This is a genomic window from Mesorhizobium caraganae (assembly GCF_016836705.1).
Lineage (GTDB): Bacteria > Pseudomonadota > Alphaproteobacteria > Rhizobiales > Rhizobiaceae > Mesorhizobium > Mesorhizobium caraganae.
In genome coordinates, this window is the sequence record NZ_JAFCGY010000002.1 from 287,059 (window position 1) to 303,806 (window position 16,748).

16 protein-coding genes are annotated in these 16,748 nt (G+C 63.1%); 9 read left to right on the forward strand and 7 right to left on the reverse strand.

The genetic code is table 11. The features are described 5' to 3' along the window. Nucleotides 1-194: 194 nt before the first annotated feature. From JQK88_RS09000 to gmk, 5 genes are all read left to right on the forward strand, one after another. The gene (locus tag JQK88_RS09000; protein ID WP_006203723.1) at nt 195-431 is read left to right on the forward strand and encodes an acyl carrier protein; all 237 of its coding nucleotides are present in this window, start codon (nt 195-197) and stop codon (nt 429-431) included. A 34-nt stretch (nt 432-465) separates the two neighbouring features. After that, complete coding sequence (fabF, locus tag JQK88_RS09005) at nt 466-1,728, forward strand: beta-ketoacyl-ACP synthase II (protein ID WP_112560796.1); 1,263 nt, start codon at nt 466-468, stop codon at nt 1,726-1,728. A gap of 202 nt (nt 1,729-1,930) precedes the next feature. Then, the gene (gene mltG, locus JQK88_RS09010) at nt 1,931-3,190 is read left to right on the forward strand and encodes an endolytic transglycosylase MltG (protein WP_203278097.1); all 1,260 of its coding nucleotides are present in this window, start codon (nt 1,931-1,933) and stop codon (nt 3,188-3,190) included. A 253-nt stretch (nt 3,191-3,443) separates the two neighbouring features. Beyond that, nucleotides 3,444-4,334, forward strand: coding sequence for a YicC/YloC family endoribonuclease (locus tag JQK88_RS09015; RefSeq protein ID WP_203278098.1), 891 nt, complete (start codon nt 3,444-3,446; stop codon nt 4,332-4,334). A gap of 6 nt (nt 4,335-4,340) precedes the next feature. After that, nucleotides 4,341-5,015, forward strand: a complete 675-nt coding sequence (gene gmk, locus JQK88_RS09020; RefSeq protein WP_246749779.1) for a guanylate kinase — start codon at nt 4,341-4,343, stop codon at nt 5,013-5,015. 48 nt (nt 5,016-5,063) lie between these two features. Here the strand turns inward: gmk and rsmA are convergent, their stop codons facing one another. The 6 genes from rsmA to lptF all read right to left on the reverse strand — a co-directional run bounded on the left by rsmA (nt 5,064) and on the right by lptF (nt 12,676). Continuing rightward, nucleotides 5,064-5,903, reverse strand: coding sequence for a 16S rRNA (adenine(1518)-N(6)/adenine(1519)-N(6))-dimethyltransferase RsmA (rsmA, locus tag JQK88_RS09025; RefSeq protein ID WP_192258969.1), 840 nt, complete (start codon nt 5,901-5,903; stop codon nt 5,064-5,066). Continuing rightward, complete coding sequence (pdxA, locus tag JQK88_RS09030) at nt 5,900-6,928, reverse strand: 4-hydroxythreonine-4-phosphate dehydrogenase PdxA (RefSeq protein WP_203278099.1); 1,029 nt, start codon at nt 6,926-6,928, stop codon at nt 5,900-5,902. The genes rsmA and pdxA overlap by 4 nt, the downstream gene beginning before the upstream one ends. 13 nt (nt 6,929-6,941) lie before the next feature. Then, complete coding sequence (locus tag JQK88_RS09035; protein WP_203278100.1) at nt 6,942-7,871, reverse strand: peptidylprolyl isomerase; 930 nt, start codon at nt 7,869-7,871, stop codon at nt 6,942-6,944. Nucleotides 7,872-7,947: 76 nt separating this feature from the next. Continuing rightward, on the reverse strand, nt 7,948-10,392 hold the full coding sequence (locus tag JQK88_RS09040; protein ID WP_192258972.1) for an LPS-assembly protein LptD: 2,445 nt from the start codon (nt 10,390-10,392) through the stop codon (nt 7,948-7,950). Then, nucleotides 10,392-11,474, reverse strand: coding sequence for an LPS export ABC transporter permease LptG (gene lptG / locus JQK88_RS09045; protein ID WP_192258973.1), 1,083 nt, complete (start codon nt 11,472-11,474; stop codon nt 10,392-10,394). The genes JQK88_RS09040 and lptG overlap by 1 nt, the downstream gene beginning before the upstream one ends. Before the next feature lie 2 nt (nt 11,475-11,476). Further along, a complete protein-coding gene (gene lptF / locus JQK88_RS09050; RefSeq protein ID WP_203278101.1) occupies nt 11,477-12,676 on the reverse strand; it encodes an LPS export ABC transporter permease LptF in 1,200 nt (399 codons plus the stop codon). 184 nt (nt 12,677-12,860) lie between these two features. Between lptF and JQK88_RS09055 the strand changes: the two genes are divergently transcribed. Genes JQK88_RS09055 through JQK88_RS09065 form a run of 3 tightly spaced genes read left to right on the forward strand, consistent with a single transcriptional unit; the run spans nt 12,861 to nt 14,998 of the window. Further along, on the forward strand, nt 12,861-13,001 hold the full coding sequence (locus JQK88_RS09055; RefSeq protein ID WP_192258975.1) for a hypothetical protein: 141 nt from the start codon (nt 12,861-12,863) through the stop codon (nt 12,999-13,001). Nucleotides 13,002-13,049: 48 nt separating this feature from the next. Then, entirely contained in the window at nt 13,050-14,540 is a 1,491-nt protein-coding gene (locus JQK88_RS09060; protein WP_203278102.1) for a leucyl aminopeptidase, read from the forward strand. A gap of 8 nt (nt 14,541-14,548) precedes the next feature. After that, the gene (locus JQK88_RS09065) at nt 14,549-14,998 is read left to right on the forward strand and encodes a DNA polymerase III subunit chi (protein ID WP_112397329.1); all 450 of its coding nucleotides are present in this window, start codon (nt 14,549-14,551) and stop codon (nt 14,996-14,998) included. Between the two features lie 6 nt (nt 14,999-15,004). Here the strand turns inward: JQK88_RS09065 and JQK88_RS09070 are convergent, their stop codons facing one another. Next, the gene (locus JQK88_RS09070) at nt 15,005-15,601 is read right to left on the reverse strand and encodes a T6SS immunity protein Tdi1 domain-containing protein (protein WP_203278103.1); all 597 of its coding nucleotides are present in this window, start codon (nt 15,599-15,601) and stop codon (nt 15,005-15,007) included. A gap of 155 nt (nt 15,602-15,756) precedes the next feature. Here JQK88_RS09070 and JQK88_RS09075 point away from each other — a divergent pair, with 155 nt between their 5' ends. After that, nucleotides 15,757-16,746 (forward strand): 3-oxoacyl-ACP synthase III family protein, encoded by a 990-nt coding sequence (locus JQK88_RS09075; RefSeq protein ID WP_192258978.1) that lies wholly within the window; start codon nt 15,757-15,759, stop codon nt 16,744-16,746. Nucleotides 16,747-16,748 lie beyond the last annotated feature (2 nt).

Here is a 16,748-nt window from a genome sequence, read left to right on the forward strand (position 1 = left end):
GTGGGCGGCTTGTGAAAAGAGACCATTTCGCCTTGGACCTCAGCCAATTTTCGTGTAATGCGGCCCGCAACCCGGCGGTTCGGGCAAAAACCGGTCCGGTGCCGTTGCGTTTCCGGCAGGACCATCTTTCAGCTTGATTAGCGGCATTCTGCCCGCTAACGAAGACAGACAAACAAAAGACGAGGATGCCCCAAATGAGTGACACCGCAGAGCGCGTCAAGAAGATCGTCATCGAACATCTTGGCGTCGATGCCGACAAGGTGACGGAGCAGGCGAGCTTCATCGATGATCTGGGCGCGGACAGCCTCGATACGGTCGAACTCGTCATGGCGTTCGAAGAAGAGTTTGGCGTCGAGATTCCGGACGATGCGGCCGAGACCATCCTGACCGTCGGCGATGCCGTGAAGTACATCGACAAGGCTTCGGCCTGACGCTATCCGCAGTCATCACCGGGGAGGACCTGCGATGAGGCGTGTCGTCGTCACGGGCCTTGGCCTGGTTTCGCCGTTCGGTATGGGCTTCGAGCACAGCTGGAAGGAATTGCTGACCGGCCGCAGCGCTGCCAAGCGCGTCACCGAGTTTGAAGTGGAAGATCTTGCCTGCAAGATCGCCCACGTCATTCCACGCGGTGACGGCACCAACGGCACGCTCAATCCCGAAGCCGTGCTTGAGCCGAAGGAACTGCGCAAGATCGGCGACTTCATCCTTTACGGGATCGCGGCCGCTGACGAAGCGCTGAAGGATTCCGGCTGGGAGCCCGGCACCGAAGCCGAGCGTTGCGCCACCGGCGTCATGATCGGGTCCGGCATTGGCGGCCTCGAAGGTATTGCCGAGAACGCGCTGATCCTGCATGAGCGCGGTCCGCGCCGCATCAGTCCGTTCTTCATTCCTGGAAACATCATCAACCTGGTGTCCGGTCAGGTGTCGATCCGGCACGGGCTGAAGGGTCCCAATCACGCCGTCGTCACTGCCTGCTCGACTGGCGCGCACGCCATTGGCGATGCCGCCCGGCTGATCATCTTCGGCGATGCCGACGTGATGCTGGCCGGCGGCGCCGAATCGCCGGTGACCAGGCTTTCGCTAGCCGGCTTCGCCGCTTGCCGGGCACTGTCCACCGACCGCAACGACACGCCTGAAAAGGCCTCGCGCCCCTATGACCGCGACCGTGACGGCTTCGTCATGGGCGAGGGCGCCGGCGTCGTCGTGCTGGAAGAGCTCGAACACGCCAAGGCGCGCGGCGCCAAGATCTATGCCGAGGTTACCGGTTACGGCCTGACCGGCGACGCCTATCACATCACCGCGCCGGCCGAAGACGGCGACGGCGCCTTCCGCTGTATGACGGCGGCGCTGAACCGGGCCAAGCTGACGCCCGCCGATATCGATTACATCAATGCGCACGGCACCTCGACCATGGCCGATACGATCGAGCTCGGCGCCGTCGAGCGGCTGGTCGGCAATGCCGCCTCGAAGATCTCGATGTCGTCGACCAAGTCGTCGATCGGCCATCTCCTGGGTGCCGCGGGGGCCGCCGAGGCGATCTTCTCGATCCTCGCCATCCGCGACAACATCGCTCCCGCCACCATCAATCTCGACAACCCGGAACGCGAAACCGCGATCGATCTTGTACCCAACACGCCACGGCATCGCCAGGTCGACGTGGCGCTGTCCAACTCCTTCGGCTTCGGCGGCACCAACGCTTCGCTGGTTTTCCAGCGCTATATCGGCTGATTGCGGTATCGACCGGCGCGCCAGCGGTCTGTCGTCAATTTTGCCATATTCGAGCCTACTCTGCCGCTGGGGATTCGTCGCATCGGCCTGAAACCGAAGGCGCTTTTTTTGAAAGCACGATGCGTAGGCTTGAAATGTTAGGGCACGCTGTGCGTCCAACCGGACGCATGAGCGCTCTAAGAGATCAGATGGTAGGGCGCTTATGAACACCAATCCGGGCGGCAGCGGACAATTCGGACAAAACCAGCAGACCGGCCCTATCGTGCCGAAGACTGCGGCCGAGGCCTTGCGGCCGGAAGCCGGCACGCCGCCGCCGAAGCGCTCGCGCGCCTCGCGCAGCCAGGTCGTCGTGTTCATGAACTTCGTCATCTCCGCGGTGATGTTGATGATCCTCGCCGCCGGCGTCTCGCTCTATTTCGGCAAACAGGCCTTCAACGAACCTGGTCCGTCCGCCAATGGCGACACCTTCCTGGTCAAGCCGAACACCGGCGTCCAGGATATTGCCGACCAGCTCGAACGGCGTGGATTAATCAGCGACGCCCGCATCTTCCGCATTGGCGTGCGCGTCTATGGCAATGATTCAGCGCTGAAGGCCGGCGAATACGAAGTCAAGCCACACGCCTCCATGCGCGACATCATGGAGCTTCTGAAGAGCGGCAAGTCGGTGATGTATTCGCTGACCATTCCCGAGGGCCTGACGGTCGAGCAGGCGCTGCAGCGCGTTGCCGAACAGGATGCGCTGACCGGGGACATGCCGGCGACCACGCCGGCCGAGGGCAGCCTTGCCACCGATACGTTGCGCTTCACCCGCGGCGCCACGCGCCAGCAGATGATCGACAAGCTGCTCGCCGACCAGAAAAAGCTGGTCGACGAAGTCTGGCAGCGGCGCGCGCCCGACCTGCCTCTGGCCAATGTCGACGACTTCGTCACCTTGGCCTCGATCGTCGAAAAGGAAACCGGCCGGGGTGACGAGCGCTCGCGCGTTGCCGCCGTCTTCCTCAACCGTCTGGCCAAGGGCATGCGGCTGCAATCGGATCCGACCATCATTTACGGCCTGTTCGGCGGCAAGGGCAAACCCGCTGACCGGCCGATCTACCAGTCGGACATTGAGAAGCAGACGCCTTACAACACCTATCTGATCAACGGCCTGCCGCCGACGCCGATCGCCAATCCCGGCCGTGCCGCACTCGAAGCCGTCGCCAATCCGTCGAAGACCGACGATCTCTATTTCGTTGCCGACGGCACCGGGGGCCACGTCTTTGCCACGACGCTTGCCGAGCACAATGAGAACGTGGCTCGCTACCGGGCGCTGCAGAAAAAGCAGGCTGAAGACGTTGCCAAAGGTGCCAAGACCCCGGGCCAGACCGATGCGCCGGCGGATGGCGACGACAGCGGTGACGCCAGTGGCGATGCCGGCAGCGACAGTGGGGATGCCGGCGGCGATGCGGGTGCCGCCCAGTAGCAGGCCGGCGCTTTTTGGCGGAGTGACCTTACGCGCTGCGGACAAGGCGACGCGCTGATGCTTTGAACGCCAGCGCGGTTCGAAGCGTCTTTGGCCTTGCTCCGATGGCTCTGCAGATTTCAGCACTGCGAGATCAAAACGATACCGGAAATCAACACCTTGCCGGTATTGCGATTCTGACATTCGCGCTCGCCGTGATATCGAACGCGAGCGGGATTTCAGAATTGGAACATCAGGAGACACGAGCCGCATTATGAATTTGCAGAGCATGACCGGATTTGCACGCGCCGTCGCCGAGCACGACGGCGCCTCGATCGCCTGGGAGGTCAAGTCGGTCAACGGCAAGAGCGTCGAGGTCAGGCTGCGGTTGCCGCAAGGTTTTGAGCGGCTGGAGCCGGCGGTCCGGCAGACGCTGCAGAAGCGGTTTTCGCGCGGCAATTTCCAGGCGACGCTGACCGTCGGCCGCGCTGCCGGCCAGCAGGTGCAGCCGGTGGTCAACGAAGTCTTCCTCCGGGATCTGGCCGGCTTGGCCAAGCGGCTGCAGGACCAGTTCGGTGTTGCCCCGGCGACCGCCGACGGCCTGCTTTCCCTGCGCGGCGTGCTGGACATCCCTGAAAGCAACGAAACCGAGGAGGTGCGGGCAGCGCTCGACACGGCGATCCTGGCGGCGCTGGAGGCGGCGCTTACCGGTCTCGAGCAGGCGCGCCACAGCGAAGGCGAAGCGCTGCGCTCGCTGCTTTCTGGTCACATCAACGCCATCGAGGCGCTGACGCGCAAGGCCGAGGCCGACCCGTCGCGCGAACCGGCGGTAATCCGCGAGCGGATCGCCGAACAGGTGCGGCTGCTGATGGATGCGTCGGCCAATCTCGATGCCGGCCGGCTGCACATGGAAGCGGCGTTCCTGGCCACCAAGGCCGATATCCGCGAAGAAATCGACCGGCTGAAGACACATGTTGTGTCGGGCCGGGTGCTGCTGGCAAATGGCGGCGCCATCGGCCGCAAGCTCGATTTTCTGGCGCAGGAATTCAATCGCGAATCGAATACTCTGTGTTCGAAGTCGAACGCCGCCACTGTCACCGCCATCGGGCTGGAGCTCAAGGCGGTGGTCGACCAGTTTCGCGAACAGGTCCAGAATCTGGAGTAACCCAAAATGGGTGCCAAGGAGCCGATGGTTGCCAGGGATCTGGGGTCGCGCATTCGCCGACGCGGGCTGATGCTGGTCCTGTCGTCGCCGTCCGGCGCCGGCAAGTCGACGATCGCGCGCAACCTGCTGGAAAGCGACGGCAGCTTGGAACTGTCGGTCTCGGTCACAACCAGGCCACGCCGTGGCTCGGAGATCGAAGGCGTCCACTATCATTTCCGCACCATGCGCGAATTCGAGCGGCTGCGCGATACCGACGCGCTGCTGGAATGGGCCGAAGTGCACGGCAATTGCTATGCGACACCGCGTGAGCCGGCCGAACTGGCGTTGGCGCAAGGACGCGACATGCTGTTCGACATCGACTGGCAAGGCGCCCAGCAGCTCAAGGAAAAGATGCGCGCCGACATCGTCTCGATCTTCATCCTGCCGCCGTCGATGAAGGAATTGAAGGCGCGGCTGAAGCGCCGCGCCGAGGACCAGGAACAGGTGATCGAGACCAGGCTGAAGAACGCCCGCAACGAGATCGAGCACTGGAAGGAATACGACTTTGTCATCGTCAACGACGATCTCGACCGCGCCTTCGCCGAAGTGCGCGGCATCGTGACGGCAGAACGGCTTCGGCGCGACCGCCGGCCGGGTTTGTTTGACTTCGTATCGGGGTTGTTGGACGAGAAGACGGAGTGAGGCGGTGGGGCGCCAATCTCCCCCCTTGTGGGGGAGATCAGCAGTATCTCAAACAGCGTTCGTCAACCGTACGAACTCCTCCACGCTGAGCGTCTCCGCCCGCCGCGTCGGATCGATACCAGCGCGGGTGAGCAACGCCTCGCCGCCCAAGCTCTTCACGCTCTGCCGCAGCATCTTCCGGCGCTGGCCGAAGGCGGCTTCGGTGACGCGGCCGAGTTTTTTCACGTCGGTCGCCAGCGGGCTGGCACGCGGCACCAGATGCACCACCGAGGAGGTCACCTTGGGCGGCGGCGTGAACGCTTGCGGTGGCACATCGAAGGCGATCCTCGCTTCGGTCCGCCAACCCGCCAGCACGCCGAGCCGGCCATAGGCGTCGCTGCCGGCGCCGGCGACGATCCGCTCGGCTACCTCGCGCTGGAACATCAGCGTCATCGACTGATAGAAGGGCGGCCAGTCGGTGACGGTCAGCCAACGGATCAACAGCTCGGTGCCGATATTGTAGGGCAGGTTGGCGGCAATCCTCACCGGGCCGCCGCCTTGCGACGCGGCACTGGCAAGAGTGGCAAAATCCGTCTTCAGCGCGTCGCCGCTGATCACCTCAAGCCGGCCCGGATAGTGGTTGGAGACCTCGGCAAGCGCCGCCAGGCAGCGTTCGTCGCGTTCGATGGCAATGACGCGCCGGGCACCGGCAGAGAGCAGCGCCCTGGTCAGCCCGCCGGGGCCGGGGCCGACCTCGATCACCGTGCTGTCGCTAAGGTCACCGGCGGCGCGCGCGATCTTGCCGGTCAGATTGAGGTCGAGCAGGAAATTCTGACCAAGTGCCTTCTTTGCCTGCAGCCCATGGCGTTCGATCACCTCGCGCAGTGGCGGCAGCCCATCAACGCTCATGCGGCTGCGACCTTTATACCGGTATCGGCCAGCCGGCGGGCCAGCTTCAGCGCCGCGATCAGGCTGTCGGGACGTGCGATGCCTTTGCCGGCGATGTCGAAGGCTGTGCCGTGATCGGGCGAAGTGCGAATGAACGGCAGGCCAAGCGTGACGTTGACCGCCTCGTCGAAGGCCAGCGCCTTGGCCGGGATCAAGGCCTGGTCGTGATACATGCATATCGCCACGTCGTAGCCGGCACGGGCGCGCGCATGAAACATCGTATCGGCCGGCAACGGCCCGAAGGCGTCGATGCCTTGCGCGCGCAGGATCTCGACCGCCGGACGGATGATGCGCTCATCCTCCGTTCCCATGGCGCCGCTTTCGCCTGCATGCGGATTGAGGCCGGCAAGCGCGAGCCTCGGGCTGGCGATGCCGAAGCGGCTTGCAAGATCGGCGGCGGTGATGCGCGAGATCGCAACGATCAGCTCCGTCGTCAGCACCTTCGGCACCTCGGCCAGCGCAATGTGGATGGTGACCGGAACGGTGCGCAATTCGGGGCCGGCGAGCAGCATCACCGGGGTTACCGCGCCACCGGTGTGGAGAGAGGCCAGATGCGCCAGATATTCGGTGTGGCCGGGAAAGCCGAAACCGGCATCGTAAAGCGGCTTCTTGGCGATCGGACAGGTGACGACCGCGGCCGCGTGGCCGGCAAGGCAGTCGGCGACGGCGCGGTCAATAGCCTCGATGGTGCCGGCGGCATTGGCCGCGTCAGGCCGGCCGGGATCGTCGGTGAAGCGGGCCGCCAGCGGCACCACGGGCAAAGCGTGTTGAAAGACATCAGCTGCTTGCGCCGGCACCGTCTCCGCGATTGCCACTTCGGCGCCGATCCGGCGCGCCCGCGCGGCGATCAGCGCCGGGTCGCCGAGAAGATAGAAGGGTGCCGCACCCGAATCGTGGGCGCTCTGCCACGCGGCAATGGCGATTTCCGGCCCGACGCCGGACGGATCGCCGACGCTCAGTGCCAGCGGAAGCTCTGTCTCACGCACGGCCAGGCCGGTTTCAGCGCGTGACGATCTTGGCTTTCGCCTTCAGCTCCTCGACATATTTGGCCGAGAGGTCGTCGGCGTTCTTGTCGCCGGTGCTTTCGCTCTGGAACACCATCTGGGCAGCCTTGTCGTCGGAGACCTCGCGCGACGAGCAGATACCGATGAATTCGATGCCGCGATCGGTCTCGCGCACGGCCGTGGCGCCGCCCAGCTTGGTGGCCTTGATCTGCTCGGCCCAGTCCGGCGGCAGTTGCGGCGCCAGCACCCTGGGCAGATCGCGAACGGTGACGTCGATCAGGCCCTTGGCGAATTCGCGCGTGGTGGCGCAGCCGTTGAAGCGGGCGCGCATGGCCTCGGCCTCACGCTTGCGCTTGGCGAGTGTGGCGCTGCGCTCGGCCTTCGGCACCACGAAGATCACCTGCTGCAGCATGTACTCGGTGGCGCTCGGCTTGGCGCCGCCTTTTTCGAGCATGTGCTTGACCAGATCCTGTTCGCTCATCTGTCCGCCGCCGCCGCTATAGCGTGCGCTCAGCGCCTGGTTCCACGCCATCTGGGCGCGGATGAATTCCTTGAAATGCTCCTTGGTCACGCCGGACTGCGTCATGACGCCGTCCAATTGCTTGAGCTGCATCTTGTTGTTCGAGGCAAAGCGCTGATAGGCGGCCTCGACCTGGGCGTCGGTGATGCGGATGCCGAGGCGCTTGGCCTCGGCCGTGCGCAGCGTCTGGTCGATCATCTCCTGGCCTGCGTCGCCCTTCTTGCGCTGCAGTTTCAGGAAGGCAGCCCGGTGCGCAATGTCGCCGCTGGTGATCGGTATGTTGTTGACGACATACTTGATTTCACTGGCGAAGGCTGGCGGCATCATCATGGTGACTGAGTTCGAGGTCGCCGCTATCAGGAGCGCGAATCCTGCCGAAAACAGGTATTTCCTCATCGAAAGCATCCCAATTCTAAGCCCGGTTTTGGATGACCGAAACCCGTGCCCGCCTTATACGGCAAAACGATGTCGTCAGCCGGCTCTACTGGATGGTGTCGATCGAGTTTTGTGACGAACCGAAATCGCCGAGCGTGCGGAACGACAGATTGAAGCCGACATTCTGCGACACTTCCTTGGTGTTGATGTCGCGCGATTCCGAGAACGTCATCAGATAGGTGAAGCAGGAATCGTTGTAGGCAAAGCCGACGCCGTCCTTGACCAGCACGCTTTGCTGCAGATCGTAGGTGCCTGTGCCGAAGACGCGCCAGTTTTCGGCCAGGTGCGTCGAGGCGCCGAGCGTGACTTCGTGGCGATCGGTGGTGAAACCGTAGAGCGGCTGCGCCTGGATGAAGGCGTATTTGGCGCTCAGCGAAACCGGCAGGCCGGAATAGGCGGCCTTCACCTCGGCGCGGCGAACTTCGAAGCTCTGCTCGTCGAAGCGGCCGCTGAGCGAGCCTGAGAAGCCGCTCGGGCTGCTGAACCCGATAAGGCCGACATAATCGGAGGTCGAAGTCTCCAAGCCGGAATCGGCACCCGCATTGACTAGATCCGGTGAATCGAACGAATTGCGTCCGCCCAGCTGGTAGGACTGGCCAAAGATGGCGTTGGTGCCCCAGCCATCGTCATAGGCGCCCGAATAGCGGAACCCGACATTGGCGCGGCTGCCGCCTTCGACGCGGTCGTAGCCGGAGAACTTGTCGCGCTCGAATAGCGTCGTGGCGTCGAAGACGAAGCTCTGTGCATCCTCGTTGGGAACGGCCAGGCCGCCGACATACTGTTCGTTTGGGCGCATGAAGACCTGCGCCATCGGCTCGACGATATGGCTGGAGCCGGTCATCGAGAACAGCACCGGCCAGCGCATTTCAAGTCCGGCGGTCGCCATGTAACGGGCAAAGGAAGACCGCATGTCGGCGGTGGTGTCTATTCGAGGATCGGCGGCCATCGCATTAATGGCAGCGAGCGAACCTGAGGATGCATTGAGATAGTCGACGTCACCCTGCAGAGCCAAGAGAGGCGTCAGTTGCAATCCGCCGTCCGTGGTGAAGGTGCGCTTCCACTCGGCCTCGGCGGTGAAGCGGCCCGACTCGCCCTCGATGCCGCGCACGCGCTGGACGCCCGAGGCCGGCACGTAGGGGGTAAAATAGGCCTGATCGAGATCGTCACGGCGGATCACCCGCGCATTGACATTGAACGACAGTTGGCCACCGGCCACCGACATGTCGGGGATATAGGCATAGTCGAGCGACGGCAGCACCCAGGGCTGCTTGTCGCTGCGCGACGAGATGTTGCTGTCCAGTGCGTTTTCCTGAACCTGGAAGCGCATCGCGCGCACATCGAAATAATTGCGACCGTTGAGGCCGGTCAGGTAGACCGACGATTGATGCACGGCGTCGTTGTAGCCGTCGATCGTATAGGTACGCGAGAAATTCTTGTCGGTCTGCAGCAGGATGTCCCAACCGAAGTCCCAGCGCGGATTGATGGCGAACTGGCCTTTGGTGCCCATCATGCCGCGAAACTTGTTGGGATCGCCGACATCGCCCGAATTGACATTGTGGCCAGCGCTGGTGGGGAAAGCGGAGCCATCGATGAAGGCGTTGGGGTCTTCCTGACGGATGCCGGCGATCTTCAGCGTGTACTGGCCATTGTTGAAGCGCTGGCGCCACTCGGCCTCGCCGAGGAAACCCTGCTTGGTATAGCCGCTGCCGGTGACGGTGAGATCGTAGGTCGGCGACAGTGCGAAATAGTAGGGGACTTTGACGCCGACGCCGAGTTCGTTGTTGAAGGCGATGCTGGGGATCAGGAAGCCGCTTTTGCGCTTGACCGTCGGGTCGGCGATCTCGAATGCCGGCAGATAGGCCAGCGGGAAGCCGAAGAATTCGAAATTCGCGTTCTCGAAGCGAACCGTCTTCTTTTCGCCGTTCCAGATGATCTTCCTGGCTTTGACCCGCCAGGTCGGCGCCTTGTCCGGCTTGTCCTCGCAAGGCTCGCAGGCGGTATAGACGCCGTTGTGGAACGTCGTCAGCACGCCGCCCATGCGTTCAGCGCTTTCGGCGGCGAAATAGGCCTTTTCGGGAGTTTCGACGCGCAGCGCGTTGACGAAACCATCGGCGAAATCGTCGGTAATATCGATGTGCTGCGAGTTGATCTTGGTGCCGTCGCTGTTGACGATCTCGACATTGCCGCTGGCGACGAGCCGCTTGGTGTTGCGATCATACACGACACGCTGGGCGACGAGCTTGTTGCCGCCATAGTCGATCTGGACGCCGCCGATGGCGGTGACCGTCTGGTTGTCGTTGTTATAGACGAGCGTGTCGGCCGCCAACAGCATCTGGGAGCCGGAGGGAACCTTGGTTGCCACGTCGGTGACATCCTGCGCCAGCGCAGGAGCCATCGGCACGCCGCAAGCGAGCAGACATGCCAAGGCGCTCGCCGAATAAAGGCGCGCCAAACCAGCCTGCCTATGGCTGCGCAAAGCCGCCTCCCTCACTAGCCGTCTTCCTTGTATAGCAGGAATGTCACCCCAAAGAACATAGCCACGACAACCGGAACCCATGCAGCCACGGCTGTGGGCACGAATCCCGCCACGCCGAATGCCTTGACCAATACCGAAACGACATAAAGCAGAAAGCCGGCGAGGACGCCACCCAGAATCATCGTTGCCGACTGCCCCATCCTCGCAAATCGCATTGAAACTGTTGCCGCAATCAGCGTCATGGCCACAAGCAGGAACGGTAACGCCACCAGCGAATCGAACTGCATGGCGAAGGCATTTGCCTTGAGGCCGAAGGAGCGGGCAACCTCAATCTTGCCGGGAAGCTCGTAAAACGGAATGGTTTCGGGGCGCGCCAGCCTTTCCTGCACGAACTCCGGCTTGAGGTTGGTCGGCAACTGGTCCGTCGTTTCCGAGCGGATGTTGCCGTCCTTGAACACCTTGACGTCCTGCAATTCCCAGTAGCCGTCGCGCAGGAAAGCCCGCGCCGCGTCCTTGCGCTCGACGATATTGCCGCGCGGATCGAGAACGAAGAACACCGCGTCGGCCATTTCCAGGCCCTGGTTAAGGATGGCGCGGGCGCCGATGATGGTGTCACCGGTGGCGGTTTTCTGGCGGATCCACGGCGTGGCATCGGCCGCCACGGCGTTCGAATTGCCGGACCGCAGCTGATTTTCCATCTGCTCCGACCAGGAAAAGCCGTGCGCGGCGATCGGATTGAGCACGCCGACCGACAGCGCGCCGAATAACAACGCACCGATGCAGCAAGGCAACAGAAACTGCCAGGCCGACACGCCGGCCGACCGCGCAATCACCAGCTCATACTTGCGGTTGAGCGACACCAGCGTCGCCATCGCCGAAAACAGGCCGACAAACGGCACCGTCTGCAGCATGATCATCGGCATCCTTAGCGCCGAGATGGCGACCGCCGTGCCGTAGGTAAAGCCCGGCAGGCCGGTGATGCGGCCGGACAGTTCGGTGAAGTCGATCAGGAACACCAGCGCCAGAAGGCCGATGAAGAACCAGATCGTGATCGACACGTAGCGAAAGAAGAAGTAGCGGCCCAAGGTCCAGCCCATCGTCAGGCTCCCTGGCCGGATGTGTAGCGCCGGGTGAGGCGCAGCTTCAGCGCCGTCCAGCCATCGGTGACGCGGCCGGCGAAATTCGTCAGCCAGTCGGCCCAGCTGCCGGGCAGTTCCATGCTTCGTGAGGTGATGATGAACCAGATGGCGACCGCCGAGGCGACGATCGGCACGCCATAGACCATGTAGGTATATTGCGGGATCTTGTCGGCTTTCCCGGCGGCAAAAAAGCCCAGCCAGCGGACGAACAGCGCAATGGCAATGGCTGTGATCAGCGGATGGATGCGCGCCTCGCGGTGTGAGCGCGCGTCGCCTGCCACGGCCAACGCGATCAGCGCGAAAACCAGCGAGTACGACCATTCGGAAAAACGCTGGTCGAGCTCGGCCTTGTAGGCGCCGGGCCTGCGCTGGAAGATCTTGTCGTTGGCGTCCGGGTTGAGCAGATACTGCGTCGTTCGGTCCTTGGGCAGGAGCAGGATATCGTTCGCCGCCGACATGAAGGCGGACAGATCGAAGGCGTAGGAGGTGAAGCGGATGACCGACAGGTCACCGGTCAGCGTCTTGCGATGAATGACGCCGTCATTCATCATCAGCACCTTCTCGTCACCCTTTTCGACGACGCTGCCGCTCTTGGCATAATAGATCAGATTGGCGCCTTCCTCGCGCGAATCGGCGACGAAGATGCCGCCGAGCCGGTTGTCCGGCAGCCGCTCGCCGACCTGCAGGAACAGCCCGTCGTCGATCTTGCGGAATGTGCCTTCCTGGATGATCAGCGACAAAAGATCGGCGCGCGAGGATGCGATCAGCTGGCGGTTCTTCTGCCTGGCATAAGGCTCGACGCCATTGTCGACGGCGAAGGAAAGGACACTGGCCGCCAGAGCGATCAGCAGGACCGGCCGAACGATCGTCCAGCGCGAGGCGCCGGCGGCGTTGATGACGGCCAGCTCCGAATCGGAATTCATGACGCTGAGCGTCTGGGCGACCGCCACCACCAGGGCGAACGGCACCACGATCGGGATGATCGTGGGGATGATGAGGGCCGCGACCTCGAAGAAGGTCAGCGCCGACTGGCCGCTGTCGGTAACGAGATCGATGCGGGCGAGCACCTGCGTCGTCCAGACAATGGCCAGCGTCCAGATCAGCGCAGCGAGAAACACCGCCAGCGCGCGACGCATGATGTAGCGTTCAACGACCTTCATGTAAGGCTTTTCTCGATTTGCCGAACGGCATCATGCCCGCAGACAAGGTAGTCGTCCGGCTGCGCCTGTACAACTGGGTGTGTCTGGCCATTTCTTTCAGGCGGATCGATCCGTTTCCCGTCCCACATCGCCCGTCCCGCGGGCCGGAGTGTCGACGGCAATGGATAAGAAAGGGAGAACATCGATGGTTAACAACAAGTTGCGGCAGGAAAGCGGGGCCGTGCCGCGACGAATCGTCATCGATTCCACAGCGCATATGGGCCCCGATTCCGGCAAAGTCTTGCCAAATGAAGGAAAACGACCAAATGTCGCGCATCTTCCCTGAAAACGCATTCTCCCTGAAAATCTGAGCCGTTTCCGAAAGCAGGACCTGATGACTTTGAGACCATTGATCGCCTTCGCCAAATTTGCCGCGCCCAAAAAGGGCAGCGTCTTCGTGCTGGCGGCCGACGATGGCGGTCTTGGCGAGCCGGCAAAGGCCTGCGATCCGGATGGGACGCTGGCGCGGGCGTTTCCGGTGGCGGACTTTACCGGAAAATTTGCCAGTGTCGTCGAAGTGCTGGCGCCCCAGGGGACATCGCTCGACCGGCTGGTGGCGATCGGCGCCGGCAAGGTTGCCGGTCTCGATGACTTTGCCTGGCTGAAGCTTGGCGGCACCATTGCGGCGTCCCTGCGCAAGGCGACCGAGGTGACCGTCATTCTCGATGTGCCGGGCGCAAAAATTGGCGGCAAGCAAGCGGCGAACCTGGCTGCCGGCATCGTCCTGCGCAGCTACGCCTTCGACAAATACAAGACCAGGAAGGATAAGGACGACGCCGAGCCGAAGAAACCGGTCAAGGTCACCATCCACACCGCCGATCCGGCCGCCGCGAAAAAGGCTTTCGCCGACGAAGTAGCGGTGATCGATGGCGTGCTTCTCGCGCGCGACCTCGTCAACGAACCCGCCAATGCACTCGGCCCGGTGGAATTCGCCGCCCGCGCCAAGGAACTGGAAGCCCTCGGCGTCGAGGTCGAGATCCTCACCGAGAAGGAAATGAAGAAGCTCGGCATGGGCTCGCTGCTCGGTGTCGCGCAAGGGTCGCCGCGCGGCGCCCGCATGGCTGTCATGCAATGGAAGGGCGGCAAGGCCAAGGATGCACCGGTCGCCTTCGTCGGCAAGGGCGTCACCTTCGACACCGGCGGCAATTCCATGAAGCCGGCTTCCGGCATGGAAGACATGAAAGGCGATATGGGCGGTGCTGCCGCAGTCACAGGGCTCATGCAGGCGTTGGCGGCGCGCAAGGCAAAGGCCAATGTCGTCGGCATCATAGGGCTGGTGGAGAATGCCGTCGACGGCCATGCCCAGCGCCCGGGCGACATCGTCACCTCGATGTCGGGCCAGACCATCGAGGTGCTCAACACCGATGCCGAAGGCCGCCTCGTGCTGGCCGATGCGCTGTGGTACTGCAACGACCGTTTCCAGCCGAAATTCATGGTCAATCTGGCGACGCTGACCGGCGCCATCATGGTCGCGCTTGGCCAGCACTATGCCGGCCTGTTCTCCAACAATGACGAACTGTCGGACAGGTTGACGACGGCCGGCCAGGCGACGCAGGAGCGGCTGTGGCGCATGCCGCTTGGGCCCGAATACGACAAGCTGATCGATTCCAAGAGCGCCGACATGAAGAACATTGGCGGCCGCTATGGCGGCGCCATCATCGCGGCGCAGTTCCTGCAGCGCTTCGTCAAGGAAACGCCGTGGGCGCATCTCGACATCGCCGGCACCGCGATGGGCTCGCCGCCGAGCGAGATCAACCAGTCCTGGGGCTCGGGTTTCGGCGTCAGGCTGCTCGACCGCCTGGTGCGCGACAATTACGAGGGATAGGGCCGGATATGGCCGACGTCCTTTTCTACCACCTGACCGAATCGACGCTGGAGGATGCGCTGCCCGGCCTGCTCGAGCGCAGCGTCGATCGCGGCTGGCGCGCCGTGGTGCAGACCGGCACCGAGGAGCGGCGCGACGCGCTCGACCAGCATCTGTGGACATTCAGGGACGATTCCTTCCTGGCCCATGCGACCGACCGCGAAGCCTATCCGGCCGAGCAGCCGATCCTCCTCACCACGAGCGAAGCCAATCCGAACCAGGCGCAGATCCGCTTTCTCGTCGATGGCGCGGCACCCGCCGATCTCGCCGGCTACGAACGCGCCGTGTTCCTGTTCGACGGCCATGACGCAGCCCAGGTCGAAGGCGCCCGCACGCACTGGAAGACGTTGAAGGAGGCCGGCCACGCGGTCACCTATTGGCAACAGACGCCCGACAGGCGCTGGGAGCGCAAGGCTTAAGGCGCGTCAGCCGTCGCTGATGGTAACCTTGTTTATCTTCGCGCCCTGCGGGAGATCTTTCACCTGCCGATGGATTTGGCCGGCGATATGCACCTTCACAACGAAAAACGTCGTTTCCATCTCTCCCAGACTCATTTCGCCGCCAAGCACCGGCGGCTTCTTGAAATCATAGCATTGGCCGGCTGCCGGGATCAGTCCGTTCCTTCGGGCGGCAAGGACAAGACCCGCCAGCAGCAACTCGTCGCGGCGCGCTTCATTCTGCAAGTCGGCCTGAAATTCCGACCAGTCTCCAGCGATCCTGGCTAACTTTCCATCCAGCATATCAAGGTGATGAATCGACCCGTCGCCAGCGCGGAAAAATATGTCGCCGAAAGCTGAAACGGCAGCTGGTTCAAGGCCGTCCAGCCCGATCCACTTCCAGCCGTCCAACGCTTCCGCGACATCCTTCGCCTGCGGTTCGATAAAAAGGAACTGAAAGTCTCGGGGCCATTCGGCTCTGATCAAGCCCTCTATACCGGCTCTGCCGGCCCCGGCTTTTCTTTCCTGTTTGGCATTGGATGAGCCAAACATTGAAGAAATAAAGCGAGAAAAAGAATTAGCCATAACCGCCTCCAATACCGGCCTTTATACTTGCGAGAGATTCCAGGCGCAATCCAACTGAAGTCTCCACAGTTCCCGCGCATTCGTGTTGATGATGGCCATCACACCGGATCCGTTTTATGGATTGAGTGGATGCAGGCTCATTTGGCGGGCTGAGAATGCGGGTCAAGATCATCGGAACCGGGCGGGCCGTGCCGGCTCAATGCGTGACGTCGCGCAGTCTCGACGCGCGGCTGGGGCTTGGCGATGGCCATCTCGAAGCTGCCACCGGCGTCATTGAGCGCTATGTCTGCGAGGCCGAATCGCAGGTCGATCTCGCCTGTGCGGCGGCGCGCCTCGCACTCACCGATGCCGGCATCGATGCCAGCAGCGTTGATCTGGTGATCGGCGGTTGCGGCGTGCCTTACCAGCCGCTGCCGTCGACCGCGCCGCTGGTCATGCAGCGTCTCGGCCTAGCGGATGGATCGGCCGCCGCCTTCGACGTCAACAGCACCTGCCTCGGCTTCCTCACCGCTTTCGAGACGGCGTCGCGGCTGATCGAGGCCGGGCAATGCCGCACCGCGCTGGTGTTTTCTTCCGAGATCGCCTCGCGCGCTTTGCCGTGGCAGGATCAGCCGGAAATCGCGGCCTTGTTCGGCGACGGCGCGGCGGCCGCGGTGCTGCAGCAGGCAGCGCCCGGCGAGGGCAGGGTGGCGGCCAATCTGATGCGCACCTATCCCTCAGCCTATGAAGCCTGCAGCATCGGCTCCGGCGGTACGCGTTTCGACTTTCACCGTCAGCCGGAGGAATTCGCCCACCACAGCCTCTTCCACATGGACGGCAAGGAACTGTTCCGCGTCACGTCGCGCCATTTCAACGGCTTCGTTGCCGAATTGCTCGATCGTGCCGGCTGGCGGCGGGACGATGTCGATGTCGTCGTGCCGCACCAGGCGAGCCCGTTCGCGCTCGCCCACATGGCGCGTCAGACTGGCTTTGCGCCGGAGAAGCTGATCGATATCGCGGCGCGCTACGGCAACCAGATCGCCGCTTCGATCCCCTTTGCGCTCGATGTCGCGCGCCGCGAACGCCGCGTCGCGCCGGGCGTCAAAGTGCTGTTCCTCGGCACTTCGGCCGGCGTGTCGTTCGGCGGCATGGCGCTGGAAGCCTGACC